General features: G+C 33.8%; 17 protein-coding genes. 9 read left to right on the top strand and 8 right to left on the bottom strand.

Going from position 1 to position 18,540, the window contains the following annotated elements; translation table 11 throughout:
* The first annotated feature begins 44 nt into the window (after window positions 1-44).
* The 4 genes from EGI22_RS06500 (at window position 45) to EGI22_RS06485 (ending at window position 2,006) form a co-directional block, all read left to right on the top strand.
* Complete coding sequence (locus EGI22_RS06500; protein WP_255067263.1) at window positions 45-509, top strand: NADH-quinone oxidoreductase subunit A; 465 nt, start codon at window positions 45-47, stop codon at window positions 507-509.
* Window positions 506-1,021 (top strand): NADH-quinone oxidoreductase subunit B, encoded by a 516-nt coding sequence (locus EGI22_RS06495; protein ID WP_255067262.1) that lies wholly within the window; start codon window positions 506-508, stop codon window positions 1,019-1,021. Before EGI22_RS06500 ends, EGI22_RS06495 begins: the two co-directional genes overlap by 4 nt.
* An 81-nt stretch (window positions 1,022-1,102) precedes the next feature.
* On the top strand, window positions 1,103-1,225 hold the full coding sequence (locus EGI22_RS06490; RefSeq protein ID WP_255067261.1) for a hypothetical protein: 123 nt from the start codon (window positions 1,103-1,105) through the stop codon (window positions 1,223-1,225).
* Window positions 1,226-1,424: 199 nt separating this feature from the next.
* Window positions 1,425-2,006 (top strand): transposase, encoded by a 582-nt coding sequence (locus EGI22_RS06485; RefSeq protein WP_255067260.1) that lies wholly within the window; start codon window positions 1,425-1,427, stop codon window positions 2,004-2,006.
* 507 nt (window positions 2,007-2,513) lie between these two features.
* Here EGI22_RS06485 and EGI22_RS06480 read toward each other — a convergent pair.
* The 5 genes from EGI22_RS06480 to EGI22_RS06460 form a co-directional block, all read right to left on the bottom strand.
* A complete protein-coding gene (locus EGI22_RS06480; protein WP_255067258.1) occupies window positions 2,514-3,887 on the bottom strand; it encodes an aminopeptidase P family protein in 1,374 nt (457 codons plus the stop codon).
* Window positions 3,888-3,956: 69 nt separating this feature from the next.
* On the bottom strand, window positions 3,957-4,979 hold the full coding sequence (locus EGI22_RS06475; RefSeq protein ID WP_255067256.1) for a DUF4249 domain-containing protein: 1,023 nt from the start codon (window positions 4,977-4,979) through the stop codon (window positions 3,957-3,959).
* A gap of 4 nt (window positions 4,980-4,983) precedes the next feature.
* A complete protein-coding gene (locus EGI22_RS06470; protein ID WP_255067255.1) occupies window positions 4,984-7,437 on the bottom strand; it encodes a TonB-dependent receptor in 2,454 nt (817 codons plus the stop codon).
* A 120-nt stretch (window positions 7,438-7,557) separates the two neighbouring features.
* Window positions 7,558-7,902, bottom strand: a complete 345-nt coding sequence (locus tag EGI22_RS06465; protein ID WP_255067254.1) for a single-stranded DNA-binding protein — start codon at window positions 7,900-7,902, stop codon at window positions 7,558-7,560.
* Window positions 7,903-7,932: 30 nt separating this feature from the next.
* Window positions 7,933-8,259 carry a single-stranded DNA-binding protein gene (locus EGI22_RS06460; protein ID WP_255067253.1) on the bottom strand — a complete coding sequence of 109 codons (327 nt, stop codon included), beginning with the start codon at window positions 8,257-8,259 and terminating at the stop codon, window positions 7,933-7,935.
* Between the two features lie 212 nt (window positions 8,260-8,471).
* Between EGI22_RS06460 and EGI22_RS06455 the strand changes: the two genes are divergently transcribed.
* Entirely contained in the window at window positions 8,472-9,215 is a 744-nt protein-coding gene (locus EGI22_RS06455) for an ankyrin repeat domain-containing protein (protein WP_255067252.1), read from the top strand.
* A gap of 49 nt (window positions 9,216-9,264) precedes the next feature.
* Here EGI22_RS06455 and EGI22_RS06450 read toward each other — a convergent pair whose 3' ends face one another.
* Both EGI22_RS06450 and EGI22_RS06445 read right to left on the bottom strand, forming a co-directional pair.
* Entirely contained in the window at window positions 9,265-9,408 is a 144-nt protein-coding gene (locus EGI22_RS06450) for a hypothetical protein (RefSeq protein WP_255067251.1), read from the bottom strand.
* On the bottom strand, window positions 9,405-10,229 hold the full coding sequence (locus EGI22_RS06445; RefSeq protein ID WP_255067250.1) for a T9SS type A sorting domain-containing protein: 825 nt from the start codon (window positions 10,227-10,229) through the stop codon (window positions 9,405-9,407). The genes EGI22_RS06450 and EGI22_RS06445 overlap by 4 nt, the downstream gene beginning before the upstream one ends.
* A 402-nt stretch (window positions 10,230-10,631) precedes the next feature.
* Between EGI22_RS06445 and EGI22_RS06440 the strand changes: the two genes are divergently transcribed.
* Complete coding sequence (locus EGI22_RS06440) at window positions 10,632-11,801, top strand: S8 family peptidase (protein ID WP_255067249.1); 1,170 nt, start codon at window positions 10,632-10,634, stop codon at window positions 11,799-11,801.
* Window positions 11,802-11,881: 80 nt separating this feature from the next.
* On the opposite strand, the gene EGI22_RS06435 is transcribed toward EGI22_RS06440, so the two are convergent.
* Window positions 11,882-14,455: a penicillin-binding protein 1A gene (locus tag EGI22_RS06435; RefSeq protein WP_255067248.1), complete on the bottom strand. Its 2,574-nt coding sequence runs from the start codon at window positions 14,453-14,455 to the stop codon at window positions 11,882-11,884.
* A gap of 200 nt (window positions 14,456-14,655) precedes the next feature.
* Between EGI22_RS06435 and EGI22_RS06430 the strand changes: the two genes are divergently transcribed.
* The 3 genes from EGI22_RS06430 (at window position 14,656) to EGI22_RS06420 (ending at window position 18,523) form a co-directional block, all read left to right on the top strand.
* Window positions 14,656-15,570: an ABC transporter ATP-binding protein gene (locus EGI22_RS06430; RefSeq protein WP_255067245.1), complete on the top strand. Its 915-nt coding sequence runs from the start codon at window positions 14,656-14,658 to the stop codon at window positions 15,568-15,570.
* A gap of 7 nt (window positions 15,571-15,577) precedes the next feature.
* Window positions 15,578-16,924: an ABC transporter permease gene (locus EGI22_RS06425; protein WP_255067242.1), complete on the top strand. Its 1,347-nt coding sequence runs from the start codon at window positions 15,578-15,580 to the stop codon at window positions 16,922-16,924.
* Window positions 16,925-17,074: 150 nt separating this feature from the next.
* The gene (locus tag EGI22_RS06420) at window positions 17,075-18,523 is read left to right on the top strand and encodes a peptide MFS transporter (protein ID WP_255067241.1); all 1,449 of its coding nucleotides are present in this window, start codon (window positions 17,075-17,077) and stop codon (window positions 18,521-18,523) included.
* The last annotated feature ends 17 nt before the right edge of the window (window positions 18,524-18,540 follow it).

Raw genomic sequence — 18,540 nt, 5'->3', positions numbered from 1 at the left:
AATATTAAGACCAATATTTAAATAAATATTTCTAAAAAGAAAAGATGGTAAGTCAATTTGGGTTTGTTTTATTATTTATGATTGCGGGAATTTTCCTTGTGCTTTTAGTACTTGGCATTGCGAGAATTCTCAGGCCATCAAGACCAAATCCAGAGAAAAATGCAATTTATGAATCTGGTGAAGAAACTGAAGGTACCGCACACGTTTCTTTTAATTTGAGATTTTATATTGTCGCTCTAATTTTTATTCTTTTTGATGTGGAATTGGTATTGTTATTTCCTTGGGCTTCTGTTTTTGGAGACAAGGCACTTTTTGATGATACAAAAGGCGTTTGGGCAATATATGCCGGAATAGAAATGTTTATTTTTGTTTTTGTGTTGGCATTGGGTTTAGTTTACGCATGGAAAAAGGGTCATTTAGATTGGATAAAACCAAGCCAAGAAGAAACTAATTTCAAATCTCCAGTTCCTAAAGAATTGTATAAAGATATTAACGAAAAATACGCATGAATTTAGAAAGCTTAGAAGCACATCATCGTGAGAAAAATGGAGAAAGTGAAGTGATTCTAACTTCCATAGACGAGATAACCAACTGGGCAAGAGCTAATTCACTTTGGCCCTTAGGCTTTGGACTAGCTTGCTGTGCTATCGAAATGATGTCTACTTTTGCTTCAAATTATGATCTCGAAAGATTCGGTATTTTTCCAAGAAACTCCCCTCGCCAAGCAGATTTAATGATTATTTCAGGCACTGTTACTTTCAAAATGGCAGATAGAATTAAGAGACTATACGAACAAATGGCCGACCCAAAATATGTAATCTCTATGGGTAGCTGCTCAAACTGCGGGGGGCCTTATTGGGAACATGGCTATCATGTAGTTAAAGGCGTAGACAGAATCATTCCAGTAGATGTCTATGTTCCTGGTTGTCCACCAAGACCTGAGGCATTATTGGGTGGCATAATCAAGCTTCAGGAAAAAATAAAAGAGCAACAGTTTAAGGATGTAAGTTCTAACTCATGACTTTTTCCACTTCCTTAATAGTCTTTGGAATAGATTCACCCAAAATTTGATAGCCATTTTCTATTATCAAAACATTATGAAATGTCATTTCAAAGATTAAACAATGAAAAGAAAGTTTTTTGTCATGCATTAGGACGAATAAACACAAAATATAACTATTTGTGCGGTCAGACGATAGTCGGACCTGAAATAAACAAAGAATAAACTAAAGCATTTTTGAAGATTGCGTTCAGCTAGACCTGAAAAACACAAAGTAAAAACTAAACCATTTGCAAATACTCAAGTAGCGTATAATTAGTCATCTATATTTTATGTAGTAATAAAATATAAACTATGAATTCAATAATTTTTCAAAAATGAATAAAAAGTAGTTTCATATTTTATAATTTTAGCAAAAAAAAACATGCAATTTTATAAAAACTCCATTTATCATGTTTATAATCAAGGGAATAATCGTCAAAAGATATTCTTTGAAAGAAATGATTACCTTAGGTTTCTAGAAAAAACTAAAGCATTAGTAAAGCCAAATTGCGATTTATTGGCTTATTGTTTAATGCCAAATCATTTTCATTTTTTGATTCAAACAAATGAAAAAAGCCTTCAAAATATTAAAATTGGGAATATTGACTTAATCAGAATTACGAATAGTTTTAGGCTGCTTTTAAGTGAATTTGCAAAAGAAATCAACATTAAATATCATCGAACAGGTTCATTGTTTCGACAGAAAACACAATTTAGTTTAGTAGATAATGGCGACCCAATGTACCCAAAAAATGTAATAAAATATGTGTTTTCTAATCCTTTGGAGGCCAAAATGGTTTCGAATTTGAATGAATGGGAATATAGTTCTTTCCTTGATATGATTGGTAAAAGGAACGGGAAACTTTGTGATTTTGATTTATGTAAAGAGATTTTTCAAATTTCTATTGAGGATTTGAATGATATTGGGAATGGATATGATGATATTTTGTATTTGAAGGAATAGTTTTTTTGGATGGAACCTGCTTTTTGAAATTATAAGAATTAATATTTATGAATGAGATAAAAGATTGATTCTGTGTGTAAAATTTATTTTCAATTTTATTCATTTACAGGTCCCACTATCGTCTGATCGGAGTTTGCTGCTAATATCTGGTTTTAGTTTAGGTTAAAATTAGGCTTCTTTATTTGAGTTACTTTATTGGTTTTGCTAATATCCTGTTATTGCTTAATTGTGGTCTTTTACAGGTCCGACTGCGTCTGACCACATTTATAATTTCCAATTCTGGTCTTTTACAGGTCCGATTGCTTCTGACCGCAGTTTTTATTTTCAATTCTGGTATTTTACAGGTCCGACTATCGTCTGACCGCAATTTGTTTCATTTTTTTTTACAATCTACTTAAACAGGTCCGCTGGGTCTGACCACAGTTTGTTCCATTATTTTACAATCCACTTAAACAGGTCCGACTCGCGTCTGACCACTCCCTTTTTGTCTGACTGCTTAGAAATTTGTTATAAATTCATAACTTCTTCCACTTCCTCCGCAGTCTTTGGGATAGATTCACCTAAAATTTGATATCCATTTTCAGTTATCAAAACATTGTCTTCTATTCTGATTCCTCCAAAATCGTAATATTCTTCGAGTTTAGAGTAGTTTACGAATTCTGTGAAAATTCCTTCAGATTTATATTTTTGGATTAATTCGGGTATAAAATAACAGCCTGGCTCAACAGTAATTACGTGACCCGCCTCAAGTTTCTTGGCCATTCTTAAAGATTTAAGCCCTAACTTTGTACTTCTTTCTTGGCCTTCGGCATAACCCACATAATTTTCGCCCAAATCTTCCATGTCATGCACATCTAAGCCTATTTGGTGTCCAAGTCCATGTGGCATAAATAAACCCCCAACGCCTTGATTTAACATTTCCTCTATGTCGCCATTTACCAATCCAATACTTTTTAGATTATTCAAAAGTATTCTATTTGCAGAAATATGAACATCTCTATAAGCAAGACCAGCTTTTAGACTTGAAATGGAATCAACTTCCATTTCTAAAACGGTATCGTAAATTTCTTTTTGTTTTGAGGTGAATTTGCCCGAGACTGGAATCGTGCGGGTGATATCACCAGCATACATCATGTCATTTTCACATCCAGAGTCATTTATAGCAATTTGCCCTGCCAACATTTTGTTGCCATGATAGTGATTATGAAGAGTTTGGCCGTTCACACTAAAAATTACAGGATAGGATAGTTCGGCATGGTGGCTATGCATAGTTTCCATTATTTTGGCTACTACCTCATACTCCATCATATTGGGTTTTACGGCTTTCATAGCAGAGATGTGCATCTCTCTTGTAATATTTACCGCTATTGTCATTTGCTCTATTTCCTCCTCCGACTTTAATTCTCTTTGAGCGATTACTGCTTTTATTAAGTCAATGGAAGGGTTTAATGAAGAAGGAGAAATATTTAGCAATTCGGCTAGAAACAACTTGTTTTCAAATCTATAAGGAGGTAAATATTTTAAAGCATTTACATTGATAGCATTTTTTAATTCCGAGGGCGATTTTGTGGAATTTATTCCCACAGCTTCCGCTAAACTTCTCAGTGTCTTCTGACTGCCAATCCAGATAATATCTTCAATCGTATATTCATGACCAAAAATGGTTTCTTCGTCTTTGTCTATATCTATCAAAGCACTCAATCCAGGGAGGTTTATTCCGAAAAAATACAAAAATGAACTATCTTGACGAAACCTATAGGTGTTGTCAGTATAATTCATAGGTGCCTCATTATTGCCTAAGAACAATATTTGGCCATTTCCTAAAGTTTTTTTGAGTTGATTTCTACGGTTTTTATAGGTTTCTGTTGAGAAGAGTTTCATTCAATGATTTTTTGTTTCAAAAATACAAAATTTATCGATTCCTTCTCTTTCCAAAAAAACTATTTGTGCTTAATTCAACTTTTGTTTGATTTGGCTGGCATTATAGGAAGCAAATATTCCTAACCCATTTTTTATGTTTGAATAAACAGGACTTGGTTCTGAAAATGGATTGTTTGAGTTTTGATTAAAACTTCTCAGTGAGTTCTGGTAGTCATAAAGCTCTTTTGTAATATTTGCGACTTCAATTGTAAATTCCTTATCTGAATCTAGGATAATCCTATGAGGAAAGCAATCCGACCTAAAATTGTCTCCAAAACAGGAATACGATCTACTGAAAAGGAGCCTTGCATTTGTTATTTTTATTTCCCCACCATTTCTCTCTTCATCATTGAAATACCTACTGTCGCCCGAAAAATCATTATTTAGGTCTAAATATCCAAAGCCTCTTCTTCTTTTGTAAACTATACTATCTTTCGTTCCAGTTGGAATCTCTGAATCGTACCTTAGTTCTCCCCAAACTTTATAGTAGTTAGTTTCATTACCAAAATCTTTCCAATCGAAATTTATCGTATATCCTTGAGCAGTATCTTTTCCAAAAAATGAATTTGTAATCTCAAAGTAATTTTTAATTGTAAAATTATTTATCGAAACAGTATTTAAAGGTACAGTTGTACTTGCTTCTACAGTTTGCCCTAAAGCCTTAACCACCAAAGTATACGTTAGTCCTGGGAAAATATTTAAGTTTGGAATAGTATAGTAAAATTTCTCTTTATCATAATTTAAACGTGCTTTACTTCTTCCTTCAATCAGGTAAACTTCCGCATCTTCAATAACTTTTGTGTCTTTCAAAATTACTATGGAGTCCTGAATGTTTTCATTGTAGACTGTCTGGTATTCTATTTTAACATCTCCTAAAATCGGAACAGATTTACTTACTCTAACTATTATGCCATCGTTTGAGGGGCCAATAAAAGAAGTAACGACTATTTTTTCTCGTAATTCAGGAAACTGGCTTAAGTCAACTTCGTCAACGATAGTTTCGCAAGAGAAAAAGAGGATAGTTAATGCAAAAAAAATGAATTTGTTTTTCATAATTTTAAAACTTGAAGCTATATGTAATGGATGGGATTATTGGAAATAGTGAGTAGCGTTTTAATACTATTTTAGTTGAGGTAGAAGTAGAGTTGTTTTGAAAACCACCGAAAAATGCAGTTTCGTTTTCATTGCCCAATGAATAGAAAAAAGGATTTTTACGTGAATAAAGATTATAAATACTCACATCCCAAGTTCTTTCATGGTGTTTTTTGGTTTTATGAAACTGAACGCCCAAATCCATTCTATGATAAGCCTCGGCTCTAAAACTATTTTTTTGTCCATATTCGTTGACTTCAAATCCCCGTATTCCATCCGAGCTACCAGCTCTGTTTTTGTTAATGTTGGAGGTATAAGCTACGTATTGTGTCAATGGAATGGTTAAGGCATTACCTGTACCGTAAACCCAAGTGCTAGAAATTGTGATTTTTTTGTTGAGTTCATAAATTCCCACTATAGATGCGTCATGTCTTCTGTCATATTTGGGATAAAACTTCTTTCCAAAGTTGAGCTCTTCAAAAAGCCATTCAGTTTTAGAAAGTGTATAGCCTATCCAACCAGAGAAACGCCCCACTTTTTTTTGTATCATAAATTCCAGCCCATAAGAAACGCCGTTTCCTGCTGTTACTTTATCTTCCCAATTGTTTTCTTTAGTAAAATCCACTGAGCCGCCTATGTCTAAAAAACTCGCCCCTTCTTTATAATTTATTATGCTATTCATTTTTTTATAATAGGCCTCTATGGTTACAGATATTCCTTCAAATCTTTTTAGGTCTTTTGCTAAACCTATCGCTATTTGTTTTGATTGTTGAGGAGCAATGCTGTCTGTAGCAGGAACCCAAAGGTCAGTAGGTAAACCCAAACCAGTATTTGATAAAAGATGGAGATATTGGTTCATTTGAGCAAATGAAGCTTTTAAAGCTAGATCTGATTTGATTTTGTAAGCTACAGCAATTCTAGTTTCTGGTCTTACATAGCTTTTGCTTTTCGTATTAAAATTGCTAATTCTCAGGCCTCCATTTATTTTTAAATTAGGAAAAGGCAGATAGGTGTCCTCAATATAAACTGCAGACTCTAAACTTTTTATTTTAGTGGTATTGCTTAAATCTATGTTCTGACTAACTTCCTGAATTACTGTAGCTGATGGTGTAAAAGTGTGAGATGTGATTTGAAAACCCGTTTTAATTGTATGAAATTGATTCGGGAAAAAGTCTACGTCATATTTTAATCCTAAGTCTTTAATACCTGACTTGTATTGCAAATTAAAACTATACGCTTCGGTGTTTTCCGTCATTTGGGTATCTTGAAAACCAAAAATATTAAATTGATAATCACTGTAAATTAGTGAAGTGTTTGAAAATAGTCTTTGGTTATATTGATGGTTCCATCGAAATGTAGCCGTCGCATTGCCCCAATCTATTCCATTTGAAGACTCAGATTCTGCCGTTTTAGAGGAAATCCCGAACTTATCTCTTCCAAAATATCCACTTAAGTAGATTTTATCTTTGTCTGAAAACTCATAATTGAGTTTGGCATTTAAGTCATAAAAATAATAACCTGCAGTTTCTTTAATATCTGAATCTGAATTTCTTGCATTAATAAACGGTTTGGCAACTTGGTCGAGGTAGGTTCGTCTGCCAGATATAATAAAGGAAGATTTGCTTGGTTTGTTTTTGTTAAATCTAATCGGACCTTCTAACAGAAGCCTTGAAGAAATTAAACCTAAACCACCTTCGCCAGAGAGTTTTGTTTTATTCCCGTCTTTCATATTCATTTCAATAACAGAGGATAATCTTCCTCCGTATCTAGCAGGAAAACCGCCCTTTGTCAATTCTACGCTTTTGAGAGCATCTCCATTAAAAGTTGAGAAAAAACCAAATAGATGGCTTGCGTTATAAACCACAGCATCATCTAAAATTATTAGGTTCTGGTCTGGGCCGCCACCCCTGACATATATGCCAGACTGTCCTTCTGAGCCTTTTTGTACGCCTGGCATGAGTTGTAAGACTCTCAAAACATCTTTTTCGCCTAATAAGGTTGGGAGTTTTTTAATTTGACTTACAGGAAGGTCTATTTTACTCATTTGAACGGTTTCGCTTACTTTGGCATTTTCTCTTTGGCCAGAAACCGTAAGCTCCTCAAGGATGTTTTCTGTTTCTAACTCTACGTTTATTTCATGGTTTTTATTGAGGACGATTTTTTTAAATGCCTTATTGAAACCAACAAAAGAATATACTAAAGTAATACTATCGCTTTGATTGAGTGTTAATGAGTAAAATCCATACGTATTTGTAGATGTACCAATTGTTGAATTCTCCAAAGTTACGTTTACACCAATTAATGATTCTCTAGTTCCTAATTCTCTCACATAGCCACTGATGGTGAAGGTATTTTGAGAAAGACAATCAGAGGCATATAATAATAGAAAAAAAGCAAAAACTTTGGAGAATTTGAGCATAAAAAGGTTTTATAGTTTATAGTACGTAAAAAACGATGCTCAGGTCTAATTATTTGAGGGGTATTGTAATTAAATGAGATGGAAGCCATATTTCAGACTTACCATCTCAAGAATTTTATATTATAAAAAGAAAGTCTTGGTTTTAGGTTTAGTAGCTACTTCTTCCACTTTTAGAGCCAATATTTCGGTTACATATACTTTACGGTTTTCTTTGTTGACGTAGTTACGGGTTTGAAGTTTCCCTTCCACGCTTACAAACTTCCCTTTGGCAATTAACTCTTCGCATTGTTCAGCTACTTTTCCCCAAGCCACTATATTGTGCCATTGCGTGTTGGTTATTTCTTCTTGGTTTTGGTTTTCATAGGTTTCTTTTGTGGCAAGGCTAAAGCTAGCCAGTTTACTTCTTTCAAAAGATCTTATGTTTGGATTGTTGCCTACGTTTCCTATTAATTTTACTGTGTTCATTTTGATATATATTTAATGTTTAGAAATTGATTATTTTTTATCGAAAGAATATTCTTCTACTTTGAAAGCTTGGATTTCAGTCACATATACTTTTTGGTTTTGGGAGTTGGTGTAGTTTCTATAATTTAGCTTGCCTTCGATGCTTATAAGCTTTCCTTTTTTAATTAGGCCCTCACATAGTTCGGCGGTTTTACCCCATGCCACCACATTATGCCAAAGCGTGTTTTTAACTTGTTGATTATCTTTATTGGTGAAGCTTTCGGTTGTTGCAAGGCTAAAGCTCGCTTTTTTGCCTGCGTCAAATTTCAAGATGTTTACTTCTGCACCTACGTTTCCGATTAATTTTACTGAATTCATTTTGTTATTGTTTTAATTGTTAAAAAAAAATTCGAAACTTGATTTTTGTTTTTGTTTCGGTTTGATGTTGCAAAGTTGGGGGCAATGGAAAAACTTATTCGGTTAATAGTCGTTTGTATTCGGATGTAAATAGTTGTTGTCGTTTGTTGTCGACTAATGTCATGTATATCAATAAATTAAACTTTATTTTTTTTAAATTAAACAAAAAATAAATGGAGCAGGATTCTGATATTCTTTATAAAATAGAAGTTCATGATGCAGATGGGTTAAGAGAATCTTTTAGAAATGGACTCGATCCAAATGGTGTAATTAATGGTGAAGCTTTGTTTTTGACCATGATAAATATGTATATGCGTTCGCCAAGATTTAAAGAATGCATTAGTGCATTTGTAGAAAATGGATTAGAATTTAGCGACAAACTATTAATTTCTTTATTACAAGATAAAGCAGAAGATTTTGAAAAATTTTTAGATGAAAATCCTGAGAAAATTAACCAAACTTATGATTTTGATTGTACTTTTTGTCCCCTTTATGGAGCTTCACTTTTACATATATGTGCGGAGTATAATTTGATTGCTTGTGCCAAGGCTTTAATTGCAAAAGGATTTGACATAAACACAAAAGCAGGAATAGACGAAAATGGATTTGGAAGACAAACGCCCATTTTTCACACTGTAAATCAAAATCTCAATCAATCGAAGGAAATGTTTGAACTTTTAATGAAACATAATGTAGATTTAGAAATTACAATTCCTGGCTTAATTTGGGGCAAAGGATACGAATTGGAAACTTTTGTGCCATCTGTAAATCCAATAAGTTTTGCTTTAATGGGTTTATTGCCGCAGTTTCATCGCAAAGATTCTGATATATATTGGATGATATCGGTTATGATGAAAAAAAGGTATGAAATTGACTATTTAGTCAACAACATACCTAATAAATATCTGCAATCTTAAATCTTTTAGTTTCCTGTAATATTATGGAGTGCATAAGAAACTAAAATGCTTATGGTGTATATTTGTTACCTCCAAAATCAGAAGTAGAACCAGTCTTTAGGGTAATTTTTTTTATCGAGCCTAATTTCTTCAACATTGGTTTGTTGTATTGGCTTTTACCTCCATCATCTTGTAAAGTTGATTTCTTTTTCATTTAATTATTACTTTTTGAGTGGTTAAAATATTTTCAGATGAATAGAAAGTAATAATTAATTCTTTGCCTTTAAAGTTCTGAACAGGGCTAATTATTGTCTCATTATCAGAAATTTTTGACTGATACTCTATCTTTCTCCCGATTATGTCAGTTAATTTAATTTTATCTAAATCAATCTTTTCATGAATAATAATTTGGTTGTTTTCCACGGGATTGGGAAATAATTTTGAAACAGTTTCTGTGAAATATATAGCTGATATGATTTTTGAAAACTCAACAGTACCGTCTAGGTCGAGCATTTTAAGCCTGTAGTAATTTGGACCAGATTTAGGATAAGAGTCTACAAAACTGTACTCTCCAGCACCTTTTGATTTTATATCTCCAACATCTTCAAAAGATTTTGCATCCAAAGATTTTTGAATAATAAATTTATCAAAGTTGATTTCTTCAATTGAATTCCATTTTAAGTCAATTGAATTTTTTGATGCCTTAGATTCAAAGTTTGTTATTTTAACAGGAAATTTTGCTTTCGGGTCAGTAGGGTAAGTTAAAGCTGACGTTAATCCAGTTGCACCTGCACCAGTCGGAGTGCATGCACCTGCTTGAGTTGTTGCAGAGGTTGTAAATACAGTTGAATTGGAACAAGGCATAGCAAAACTAGCACTTAGATTTAGTGAAGTACCTACTATGTTTCCAACATTCCCACCAGCTGTAACACAGGGACCATATGTAATTGCTCCAAAACTTCCAGTATTATAACAAAATGTTTGTGAACCAATAACGAATGTCAAGGTCCTCATGTTATTTTGATTTACAGTCACGTTTGTGGCAAAAGTGAAATTGCAGGTACCTCCAGTACTTGGTGTGACTTGAGTTAAAACAGAAGTGTTAATTGTAACGCATTGTGCAAAACTAATATTTGCAAATAATGAGAGGCAAAATATATAATTTAGCCTATTAAAGAATTTCATATGTGTATAGTAATTAATTTTTTTATAGATTCCAATGTTACAAAATTAATATTTTTTTAATTGATAATTAACATATTATCTAATAATTTGGATTATTTTTTTCCTAAATTTATTTGTTGAATTTATTACGATTTTGGAGTGATTTTTGCATAGATTTTTTTTGATTATTTAATGTTTTTTATTTTGGATTTTTAAATTAAAAAACTCTATTTTACTTATCATCAATTATTTTTTACCAAAACCAGTTTTTACATGAAAAAAATTATTTTATTCGCCTCAACCTTGGCTATTTTAGTTTCTTGTAATCAACAAGCAGTTGATCTTGATTCGGCACCGCTTGCTAATTCAGAATCGGTTGTAAGTTCGACTATTCCTGGAAAATACATCGTCGTATTGAAAGGAGATGCAAAAGACAAAGGCATGCCTGCTGCCGTAAGAGAGAAAGTGTTGGCACTATTAATTAAAAATGGTGCAAATGCTGCCGCGATTGACCATGTTTATTCAAGTGCATTGCAAGGCTTTGCTGGATCACTAAATGCTGCTCAATTAAAAAAACTTCAAAATGACCCAAATGTAGATTACATTGAGGCAGATCAAGAGGTTAGCATAAGTCAGAAAACCAAAGGAAAACCAGGTGGTGGTGGTACTCAACCAGTACAAGAAACGCCATGGGGAATTACAAGAGTTGGTGGTGCGGGAGATGGAACTGGCAAAACTGCTTGGATTATCGATACGGGTATAGATTTGTCACATCCTGATTTAAATGTTGATGCCAGCAGAGGATTTTCAGCATTTACGTCTGGTAAAGATGCAGGTTTCGATGATGGTAATGGTCATGGAACACACGTTTCAGGAACTATTGCAGCATTAAATAATGCAATTGGCGTTGTTGGGGTTGCTCCAAATGCTAAAGTTGTTCCTGTGAAAGTATTGAACTCAAGAGGTAGTGGTTCAAACTCTGGTGTGATTGCAGGTGTGGATTGGGTTGCAGCTAATGGTCAGCCAGGAGATGCTGCTAATATGAGTTTAGGTGGAGGAGTTTCTACAGCTTTGGATGCAGCAGTTTTAAATGCCTCAAACGTTTCAGGTGTTAAATTTGCTTTGGCTGCTGGAAATGAAACTGATAATGCTAATAACCATTCTCCGGCTCGAGTAAACGGACCTAATATTGTTACTATTTCAGCTCATGATATTAACAATAATTTTGCGAGTTTCTCAAATTATGGTAATCCTCCTGTAGATTTTTGTGCACCAGGTGTTAGCATTAAATCAACATGGAAGGGAGATAGTTACAACACAATCAGCGGAACTTCAATGGCTACACCTCATGTATGTGGACTATTGTTATTAGGTAATATTAATTCAGGTGGAACTGTAAACAATGATCCTGACGGAAACCCTGATATACTTGCTCACAGATAATCTGGTAAACTTTTATACATAAAAAAAGCGGAATTGATTTCCGCTTTTTTTTATGTTCAATTGTAGGATTAACCCTTTACTTACTCTTTTCTTAAAGAATCAATTTTAATCTTTTTTAGCTTTTGTAAAACAATTCCGGAGTCCACAAACCTATTGCGATATCGTTGCAAAGAGTCTATTATTTGTACATTTAATAAACTATCGGAAGCCGTACTATCTTTAGTTACCATTGTAAAACAACTCAAATAATCTTTCTCAATTTTCATGGAAGGTTTAGGAAATGGTCCTGGGCTATAACTTAGAGACTTGTCTTGGTACACTTTGTTCATAAAAATACCAAAAATTGGTAAGGCAGACTTACTTCCTTCTCCTAATCCCCCTCTAAAGTGTATGCTTCGATCGTCTCCACCAACCCATACGCCAGCTACCAAGTCTTTAGTGAAACCAACATACCAAGCGTCAGAGTTATTGGAGGTTGTGCCAGTTTTTCCAGCCACCTGACCACCATTTCTAAACAATTCACTGTAATTATACATTCTTCTACCAGTTCCACCAGATTCTTCCACGTTTCCTCTCAACATATATTGCATCAGATAGGCAGATTCGGGTCTTATTGCTTCATGTGTTTCAGGTTCGAATTCGAATAGGACTTTTCCAGAGCTATCTTCAATTTTAAAAACAAAAATAGGTTCTCTGTATAATCCTTCGTTTAAAAACACGCCATAAGCTCCAACCAACTCATAAAGTGAAACATCAGAACTTCCTAAAGCCAAAGAGGTCACTGGGTCTAGCGGTGAAGTTATACCAAGTTTTCTTGCGTAATCTACTACATTTTTAGCACCTATTTCAGAGATCAGTTGGATTGCAATGGAATTTACAGATCTTGCGATTGCGGTTCTAAGGGTCATATTACTATTTGTAAATTTCCCGTTAGCGTTTTTAGGTTTGTATGTTTTTTCCTCGCCATTTTCTTTCCATTTCATTTCTATTTCCTTGTCTGTTCTCCTGTCACAAGGGGATAAATCTAAAGCCCCATCTATTGCAGCTGTATAAACTATAGGCTTGAAAGATGAGCCGGGTTGTCTTCTACCTTGCTTTACATGGTCATATTTGAAATGATTATAGTCAATACCACCAACCCAAGCTTTGATAAAACCTGAATAAGGGTCATAGGCCATCATGCCAGCCTGGAGGTACTTTTTATAATATCTAATTGAGTCCATTGGACTCATCATCATTTTTTTGTTGCCTTCCCAGCTAAATACATTCATAGGAACGGGCTTGTTCATGTATTTATCAATAGAATCCTGATTGTTGTTATACTTTAAAGCGAACTGTTTATACACTTTTTCTCTTTTAGCTACAGTTTCTATAAAATTAGGAATCTCATCTCCATTTTCGTAAGTCCAAGGGTTTCTATCTTTCCAATGGTTATTAAACTCTTTTTGAAGCATCCGCATGTGTTGTTCAACAGCACCTTCAGCATAGGTTTGCATTTTAGAGTCTAAGGTAGTGTAGATTTTTAATCCATCTCTATACAAATCTAATCCCAAATCATTCTTTTTGGCCCAATTTTCGACAAACTTAGCCAAAGCAACCTTGAAATAGTTACCCTGACTTTCAGCAGCATCTTCAATATTTAAATCTAATTTAATATCTACGGCAGACAGTTTTTCAGCTTCTTTGGCATCTAAATCGCCATTCTGAACCATTCTCAACAATACTGTATTTCTTCTTTTTTTTGAATTTTTAGGATTTCTTATTGGATTATAGAAGGTTGTTGCTTTTTGAAGTCCAACTAAAACGGCCGATTCAGAAACGTCAAGTTTGTCTGGAGCTTTGTTGAAATATGATTTCGCAGCAGTTTTTATGCCAAATGTATTGTTTCCGTAATCTACTGTATTTAAGTATAATGTGGCTATTTCACCTTTTGTAAATCTCTTTTCTAACTCTATTGCTGTTAGCCATTCCTTAGTTTTAAAAACCAAAGTTTTAACTAAAGGAATATAATATAATAACCCATGCATTTCCTTTTTTCGGGTATTGTAAAGGTTCTTTGCCAATTGCTGAGATATCGTACTACCGCCTCCAGAATCTGAATTGCCAGTTAAAATACCAACTAAAACTCCTGCCATACGTCTCAAATCAATTCCAGAATGTTCAAAAAAACGTTTGTCTTCAGTGGCAATCAATGCCTTGAAAACCCAAGGAGAGATAGCTGCACTATCAACAGGCGAGCGATTTTCTGTAAAAAACTTTCCCATTAATTCGCCATCTGCTGAAAGAATAGTGGATGCTTGCGATAATTTTGGATTTTGAAGTTGTTCTATACTTGGCATTCCGCCCGTAAGCCAAAGAAAATTTGTCTTTATTAGAAAAACATAAAGGACTAATATAAAAGCACTTCTATATGTCCATTGATATATTTTTTTTATTATTGAAAAATATTCACCGTCAGGATTAATATGTGAATATAAAATATTGTTGAGTTTTGCATTTTTATCTAAAATATAATTTCTAGAATTCTCAAAGCGATCCTTTCCAAGGATTTTTATCATGAAAAGGCTTGATAATTCTAAAAAATCATCAATTTTTTTAATAAAAAATGCTTTTATAAGCTTTAAAGTTTCAAGTATTTTCTTAATGAACTCCATTTTTAGAATTTAAGTCGGAACGCAAATTTAGAATAGTATTTATTCATTTTTATACAAATTAGACTTTTAATCTTAAAAGAGTAACGTTTTTTTTTAAATCCATTAATTTTCCTTTCGAAAAAGAAATTGGCCTTTCATATATTTTATAAGGTCATTAAAATTTTTTGTGATATTTTTGACACAAATTATTTCTAAAATTTATGGCAGAAAATATTCTTGAAATTAAAAATGTAATTAAAAATTACGCAAACCACAGAGCTCTCGATGATGTTAGTTTAACTGTTCCGAAAGGCACCATTTATGGTTTGCTTGGTCCAAATGGGGCAGGTAAGACTTCATTGATCAGAATAGTTAATCAAATTACAGGTCCTGACGGAGGTACAATTTTGTTTGATGGGCACCCATTAGCTGAAAAAAACATTTATGATATTGGCTATTTACCTGAGGAGAGAGGGCTTTATAAAAAAATGAAAGTGGGAGAACAATTGCTCTATTTGGCAAGGTTAAAAGGCTTGAGCAAAGATGCCGCAATGGAAAAACTTAAAGAATGGTTTATTAAGTTTGATATAAAAACTTGGTGGGAAAAACCTATTGAAGACCTTTCTAAAGGAATGCAACAAAAGATTCAATTTGTGGCTACAGTACTTCATCAACCCAAGTTAATTATATTGGATGAGCCATTTTCTGGTTTTGATCCAATTAATGCGACTTTGATAAAAGACGAGATTTTGGAATTGAAAGAAAAAGGCTCCACAATAATATTCTCTACCCATAGAATGGAATCAGTTGAAGAGCTTTGCGATTATATTGCTCTGATAAATAAGTCTAAAAAAGTTTTGGAAGGTAAAAAATTAGATATAAAAGAACAGTTTAAGTCAAATACCTACACGCTTGAGTATTTTGGTGAGGAACTGGTTTCAACACCTAATTTTACGATTTTACAAGAAGAAGCCCAATTAGATGGTAGCAAGACGACAATATTAAAAGCTGAAGAAGGTAGAGTAGGCAACGATTTATTGAAAGATATCGTGGAAAAAGTAAATATTAGAGCTTTTAAAGAAGACGTAGCATCAATGAACGATGTATTTATAAAAGCCGTAAACCAATCAAACTAAGAAATCTATGAACAATATTTTATTAATAATTCAAAGAGAATACGTAACAAGAGTTAAAAAGAAGTCATTTATTATCATGACCATCGTAGGGCCATTGTTGATGACTTTGATGTATGCAGGCGTTATTTGGGCGGCAATCAGCTCAGTAAATCAGAAAAAAATAGAAGTATTAGACGAAAGTCATCTGTTTGAAGGAAAGTTTAAAACTACGCCAGAGTTTATTTATGAATTTAAGAATGATGACATAGAAAAACTCAAAAGCGGACTAAAAGGAAGTCAATACGATGCACTGGTCTTTATACCAGAAAATATTTTAGAAGCTCCGAAAACAGTTAAGATTTATTCTGAAAAAGGCGTGACAATGGAACTTCAAGGAAGAGTGGAAAGTGCTATTGAAAAGGAAATTGAAACTATTAAGCTTACAGAGGCCGGAATAACAAAAAGTGTGCTTGAGAGTGCCAAAATGGATGTTTCTTCGGAAACTATAAGTCTAAAAGAAGGAGGAGAAAAGAAAAGTAGTGCCGCCGCCGCATCGATAATTGGCGGAATTTGTGCCTTTTTGATTTATTTATCGGTATTTATTTATGGTGCTCAGGTTATGAGGAGTATTACGGAGGAAAAAACCAGCAGAATTGTTGAAATACTAATAAGTTCTGTTAAACCTTTCCAACTGATGATTGGCAAAATTGTAGGTGTTGCCTTGGTAGGATTGACGCAATTTGGACTTTGGATTGTATTAACGGCTGGCGTGTTCACAATTGGAGGGAAAATTGTTGGAGATAAATTGATGCAATCAAAAGATGCAATTACCCAATCTCAAATGGCGAATTTACCTCCAGAGGCACAGGAATTAGCAAAAGAGAATATGCAAGTGAGTTCTGGCATGTCAAACAATATTGTAACGGATATTATAGGTGCTGCAGACACTTTACCTATAGCTACCATTGTTGTTTCTTTTCTTTTTTATTTTGTAGGAGGTTATTTATTATATAGTGCATTGTTTGGTGCAGTTGGTTCTGCGGTAGACAGTGATACTGATACCCAGCAGTTTATGTTGCCGATTACCATTCCAATTATTGCTGCATTTATGATTGCACAGGTTGTGATAAGGGATCCACATAGCAATTTGGCTATTTGGACTTCCATGATTCCATTTACTTCTCCTATCATCATGATGGTGAGAATCCCGTTTGGCGTGCCTATTTGGCAAATAATTCTATCGGTGCTTTTGCTAATTGGTGGTTTCATGTTTACAACATGGATAGCTGCCCGTATTTATAGAGTTGGAATACTTATGTATGGTAAAAAAGTAACCTGGAAAGAGCTAGGTAAATGGATTTTTTATAAAAATTAAGAAAATTAATAATTTGTAAAAGGGAGTTTGAAATCATTCAAACTCCTTTTTTTGTTTCAAGGTATTTTTGGTGAATAATTAATTCATTTGTATGTTTGGTATCTTTAAAACAAATTAAAAGCAAAAGAATTTAAATTAACAACCCTAGAAATGAGAGAAAAAACCCTTTTTGGCCATCCAAGAGGCCTGTTTGTATTGTTTTTTACAGAAATGTGGGAGCGATTCAGCTATTATGGAATGCGTGCCATACTATTTTTATATTTAACAAAAAGTGCCTCAGAAGGAGCATTGGGCATGGACGAAAAGTCAGGAGGTGCTATAATGGGCCTTTATATGGCTTCGGTTTATCTATTGACATTGCCGGGAGGTTGGATTGCTGATAATATTCTTGGTCAGAAAAAGGCCATTTGGTGGGGTGGAATAGTGATCATGATAGGTCATGTCATTTTAGCAATTCCAGGAAGTACAAATGTTTTTTTTCTAGGATTGGCATTTGTGGCTGTGGGAACAGGATTGTTAAAAGCAAATATCAGTTCAATAGTCGGAGAGCTGTATCCTGAAGGTGGAGCCAAAAGAGATGCGGCTTTCTCAATATTCTATTTAGGTATTAATTTAGGTGCGTTTTTAGGAATGTTTATTGTTGGATATTTAGGGGAGAAAGTTGGCTGGCATTATGGTTTTGGAGCTGCTGCCTTTGCCATGTTTTTTGGATTGATAAACTTTAAATTTAATGGTAAATATCTTGAAGGCTTAGGTGATAAACCAGCTGCTCAATCGGGATATACTTATTTGTACGTAGTGGGAGGAGCTATATTATTAATGGCCGTTTTAGTTTTGACTGGAGTTTTAGATAGTGTTTCCTTGGCCCAATCAATGAAATATATCATTAGTATAGTTACTATTTTGTATTTCGCATACATTGGATTTATGGATAAAAGTTTAACAATTGTTGAACGAAAAAGGGTAGGAGTCCTATTTATATTTTTTATAGGTGCAGCTTTGTTTTGGTCTGGTTTTGAGCAGGCGAGTACTACTCTGACGATTTTTGCAGATAGGCACACCGACAGAATGCTAGGGGGATGGGAATTGCCAGCCTCTTGGTTTCAAAATGCTAATTCATTTTTCATTTTAATATTTTCTGCACCTGTTGGAGCACTTTGGGTTTACCTAAATAAGAAAAACTTAAATCCTTCAACACCAGTAAAATTTGGTCTAGGTTTGCTTCAAATGGGTCTTGGATTCTTTATAATGTATTTAGCTGCGAAAAATGTTCTTGATGGCACGCTGGCTGGGATGGGCTGGTTAACATTTACGTATATGTTTCATACGCTTGGTGAACTTTGTTTGAGTCCAGTAGGATTAAGTTCTAATACCAAATTGGCACCTAAAAAATATTACAGTCAGATGATGGGCTTATGGTTTGTTGCTGCTTCTCTTGGTAATTTGATTGCAGGTTTATTTGCTGGAAATTTCAATGAAGAGAACGTTCAACAAATGCCTGATTTGTTTATGCAAGTATGTATATATGGTGTGGTAATAGGATTGATTTTCATCCTTCTTTATAAACCAATTAAGAATTGGATGGGAGGAATACAATAAGTAAGAAGCTGGAATTA

This window comes from Lacihabitans sp. LS3-19, from assembly GCF_024343575.1.
GTDB lineage: Bacteria > Bacteroidota > Bacteroidia > Cytophagales > Spirosomataceae > Leadbetterella.
Note: the sequence above shows the minus strand (reverse complement) of the source record. Positions and strands in the feature narration are given on the sequence as shown.

Excerpts from the sequence above, each read along its gene's own strand:
- EGI22_RS06500 (WP_255067263.1), top strand. The coding sequence starts at position 45 with ATGGTAAGTCAATTTGGGTTTGTTTTATTATTTATGATTGCGGGAATT.
- EGI22_RS06495 (WP_255067262.1), top strand. The coding sequence starts at position 506 with ATGAATTTAGAAAGCTTAGAAGCACATCATCGTGAGAAAAATGGAGAA.
- EGI22_RS06490 (WP_255067261.1), top strand. The coding sequence starts at position 1,103 with ATGTCATTTCAAAGATTAAACAATGAAAAGAAAGTTTTTTGTCATGCA.
- EGI22_RS06485 (WP_255067260.1), top strand. The coding sequence starts at position 1,425 with ATGCAATTTTATAAAAACTCCATTTATCATGTTTATAATCAAGGGAAT.
- EGI22_RS06480 (WP_255067258.1), bottom strand. The coding sequence starts at position 3,887 with ATGAAACTCTTCTCAACAGAAACCTATAAAAACCGTAGAAATCAACTC.
- EGI22_RS06475 (WP_255067256.1), bottom strand. The coding sequence starts at position 4,979 with ATGAAAAACAAATTCATTTTTTTTGCATTAACTATCCTCTTTTTCTCT.
- EGI22_RS06470 (WP_255067255.1), bottom strand. The coding sequence starts at position 7,437 with ATGCTCAAATTCTCCAAAGTTTTTGCTTTTTTTCTATTATTATATGCC.
- EGI22_RS06465 (WP_255067254.1), bottom strand. The coding sequence starts at position 7,902 with ATGAACACAGTAAAATTAATAGGAAACGTAGGCAACAATCCAAACATA.
- EGI22_RS06460 (WP_255067253.1), bottom strand. The coding sequence starts at position 8,259 with ATGAATTCAGTAAAATTAATCGGAAACGTAGGTGCAGAAGTAAACATC.
- EGI22_RS06455 (WP_255067252.1), top strand. The coding sequence starts at position 8,472 with ATGGAGCAGGATTCTGATATTCTTTATAAAATAGAAGTTCATGATGCA.
- EGI22_RS06450 (WP_255067251.1), bottom strand. The coding sequence starts at position 9,408 with ATGAAAAAGAAATCAACTTTACAAGATGATGGAGGTAAAAGCCAATAC.
- EGI22_RS06440 (WP_255067249.1), top strand. The coding sequence starts at position 10,632 with ATGAAAAAAATTATTTTATTCGCCTCAACCTTGGCTATTTTAGTTTCT.
- EGI22_RS06435 (WP_255067248.1), bottom strand. The coding sequence starts at position 14,455 with ATGGAGTTCATTAAGAAAATACTTGAAACTTTAAAGCTTATAAAAGCA.
- EGI22_RS06430 (WP_255067245.1), top strand. The coding sequence starts at position 14,656 with ATGGCAGAAAATATTCTTGAAATTAAAAATGTAATTAAAAATTACGCA.
- EGI22_RS06425 (WP_255067242.1), top strand. The coding sequence starts at position 15,578 with ATGAACAATATTTTATTAATAATTCAAAGAGAATACGTAACAAGAGTT.
- EGI22_RS06420 (WP_255067241.1), top strand. The coding sequence starts at position 17,075 with ATGAGAGAAAAAACCCTTTTTGGCCATCCAAGAGGCCTGTTTGTATTG.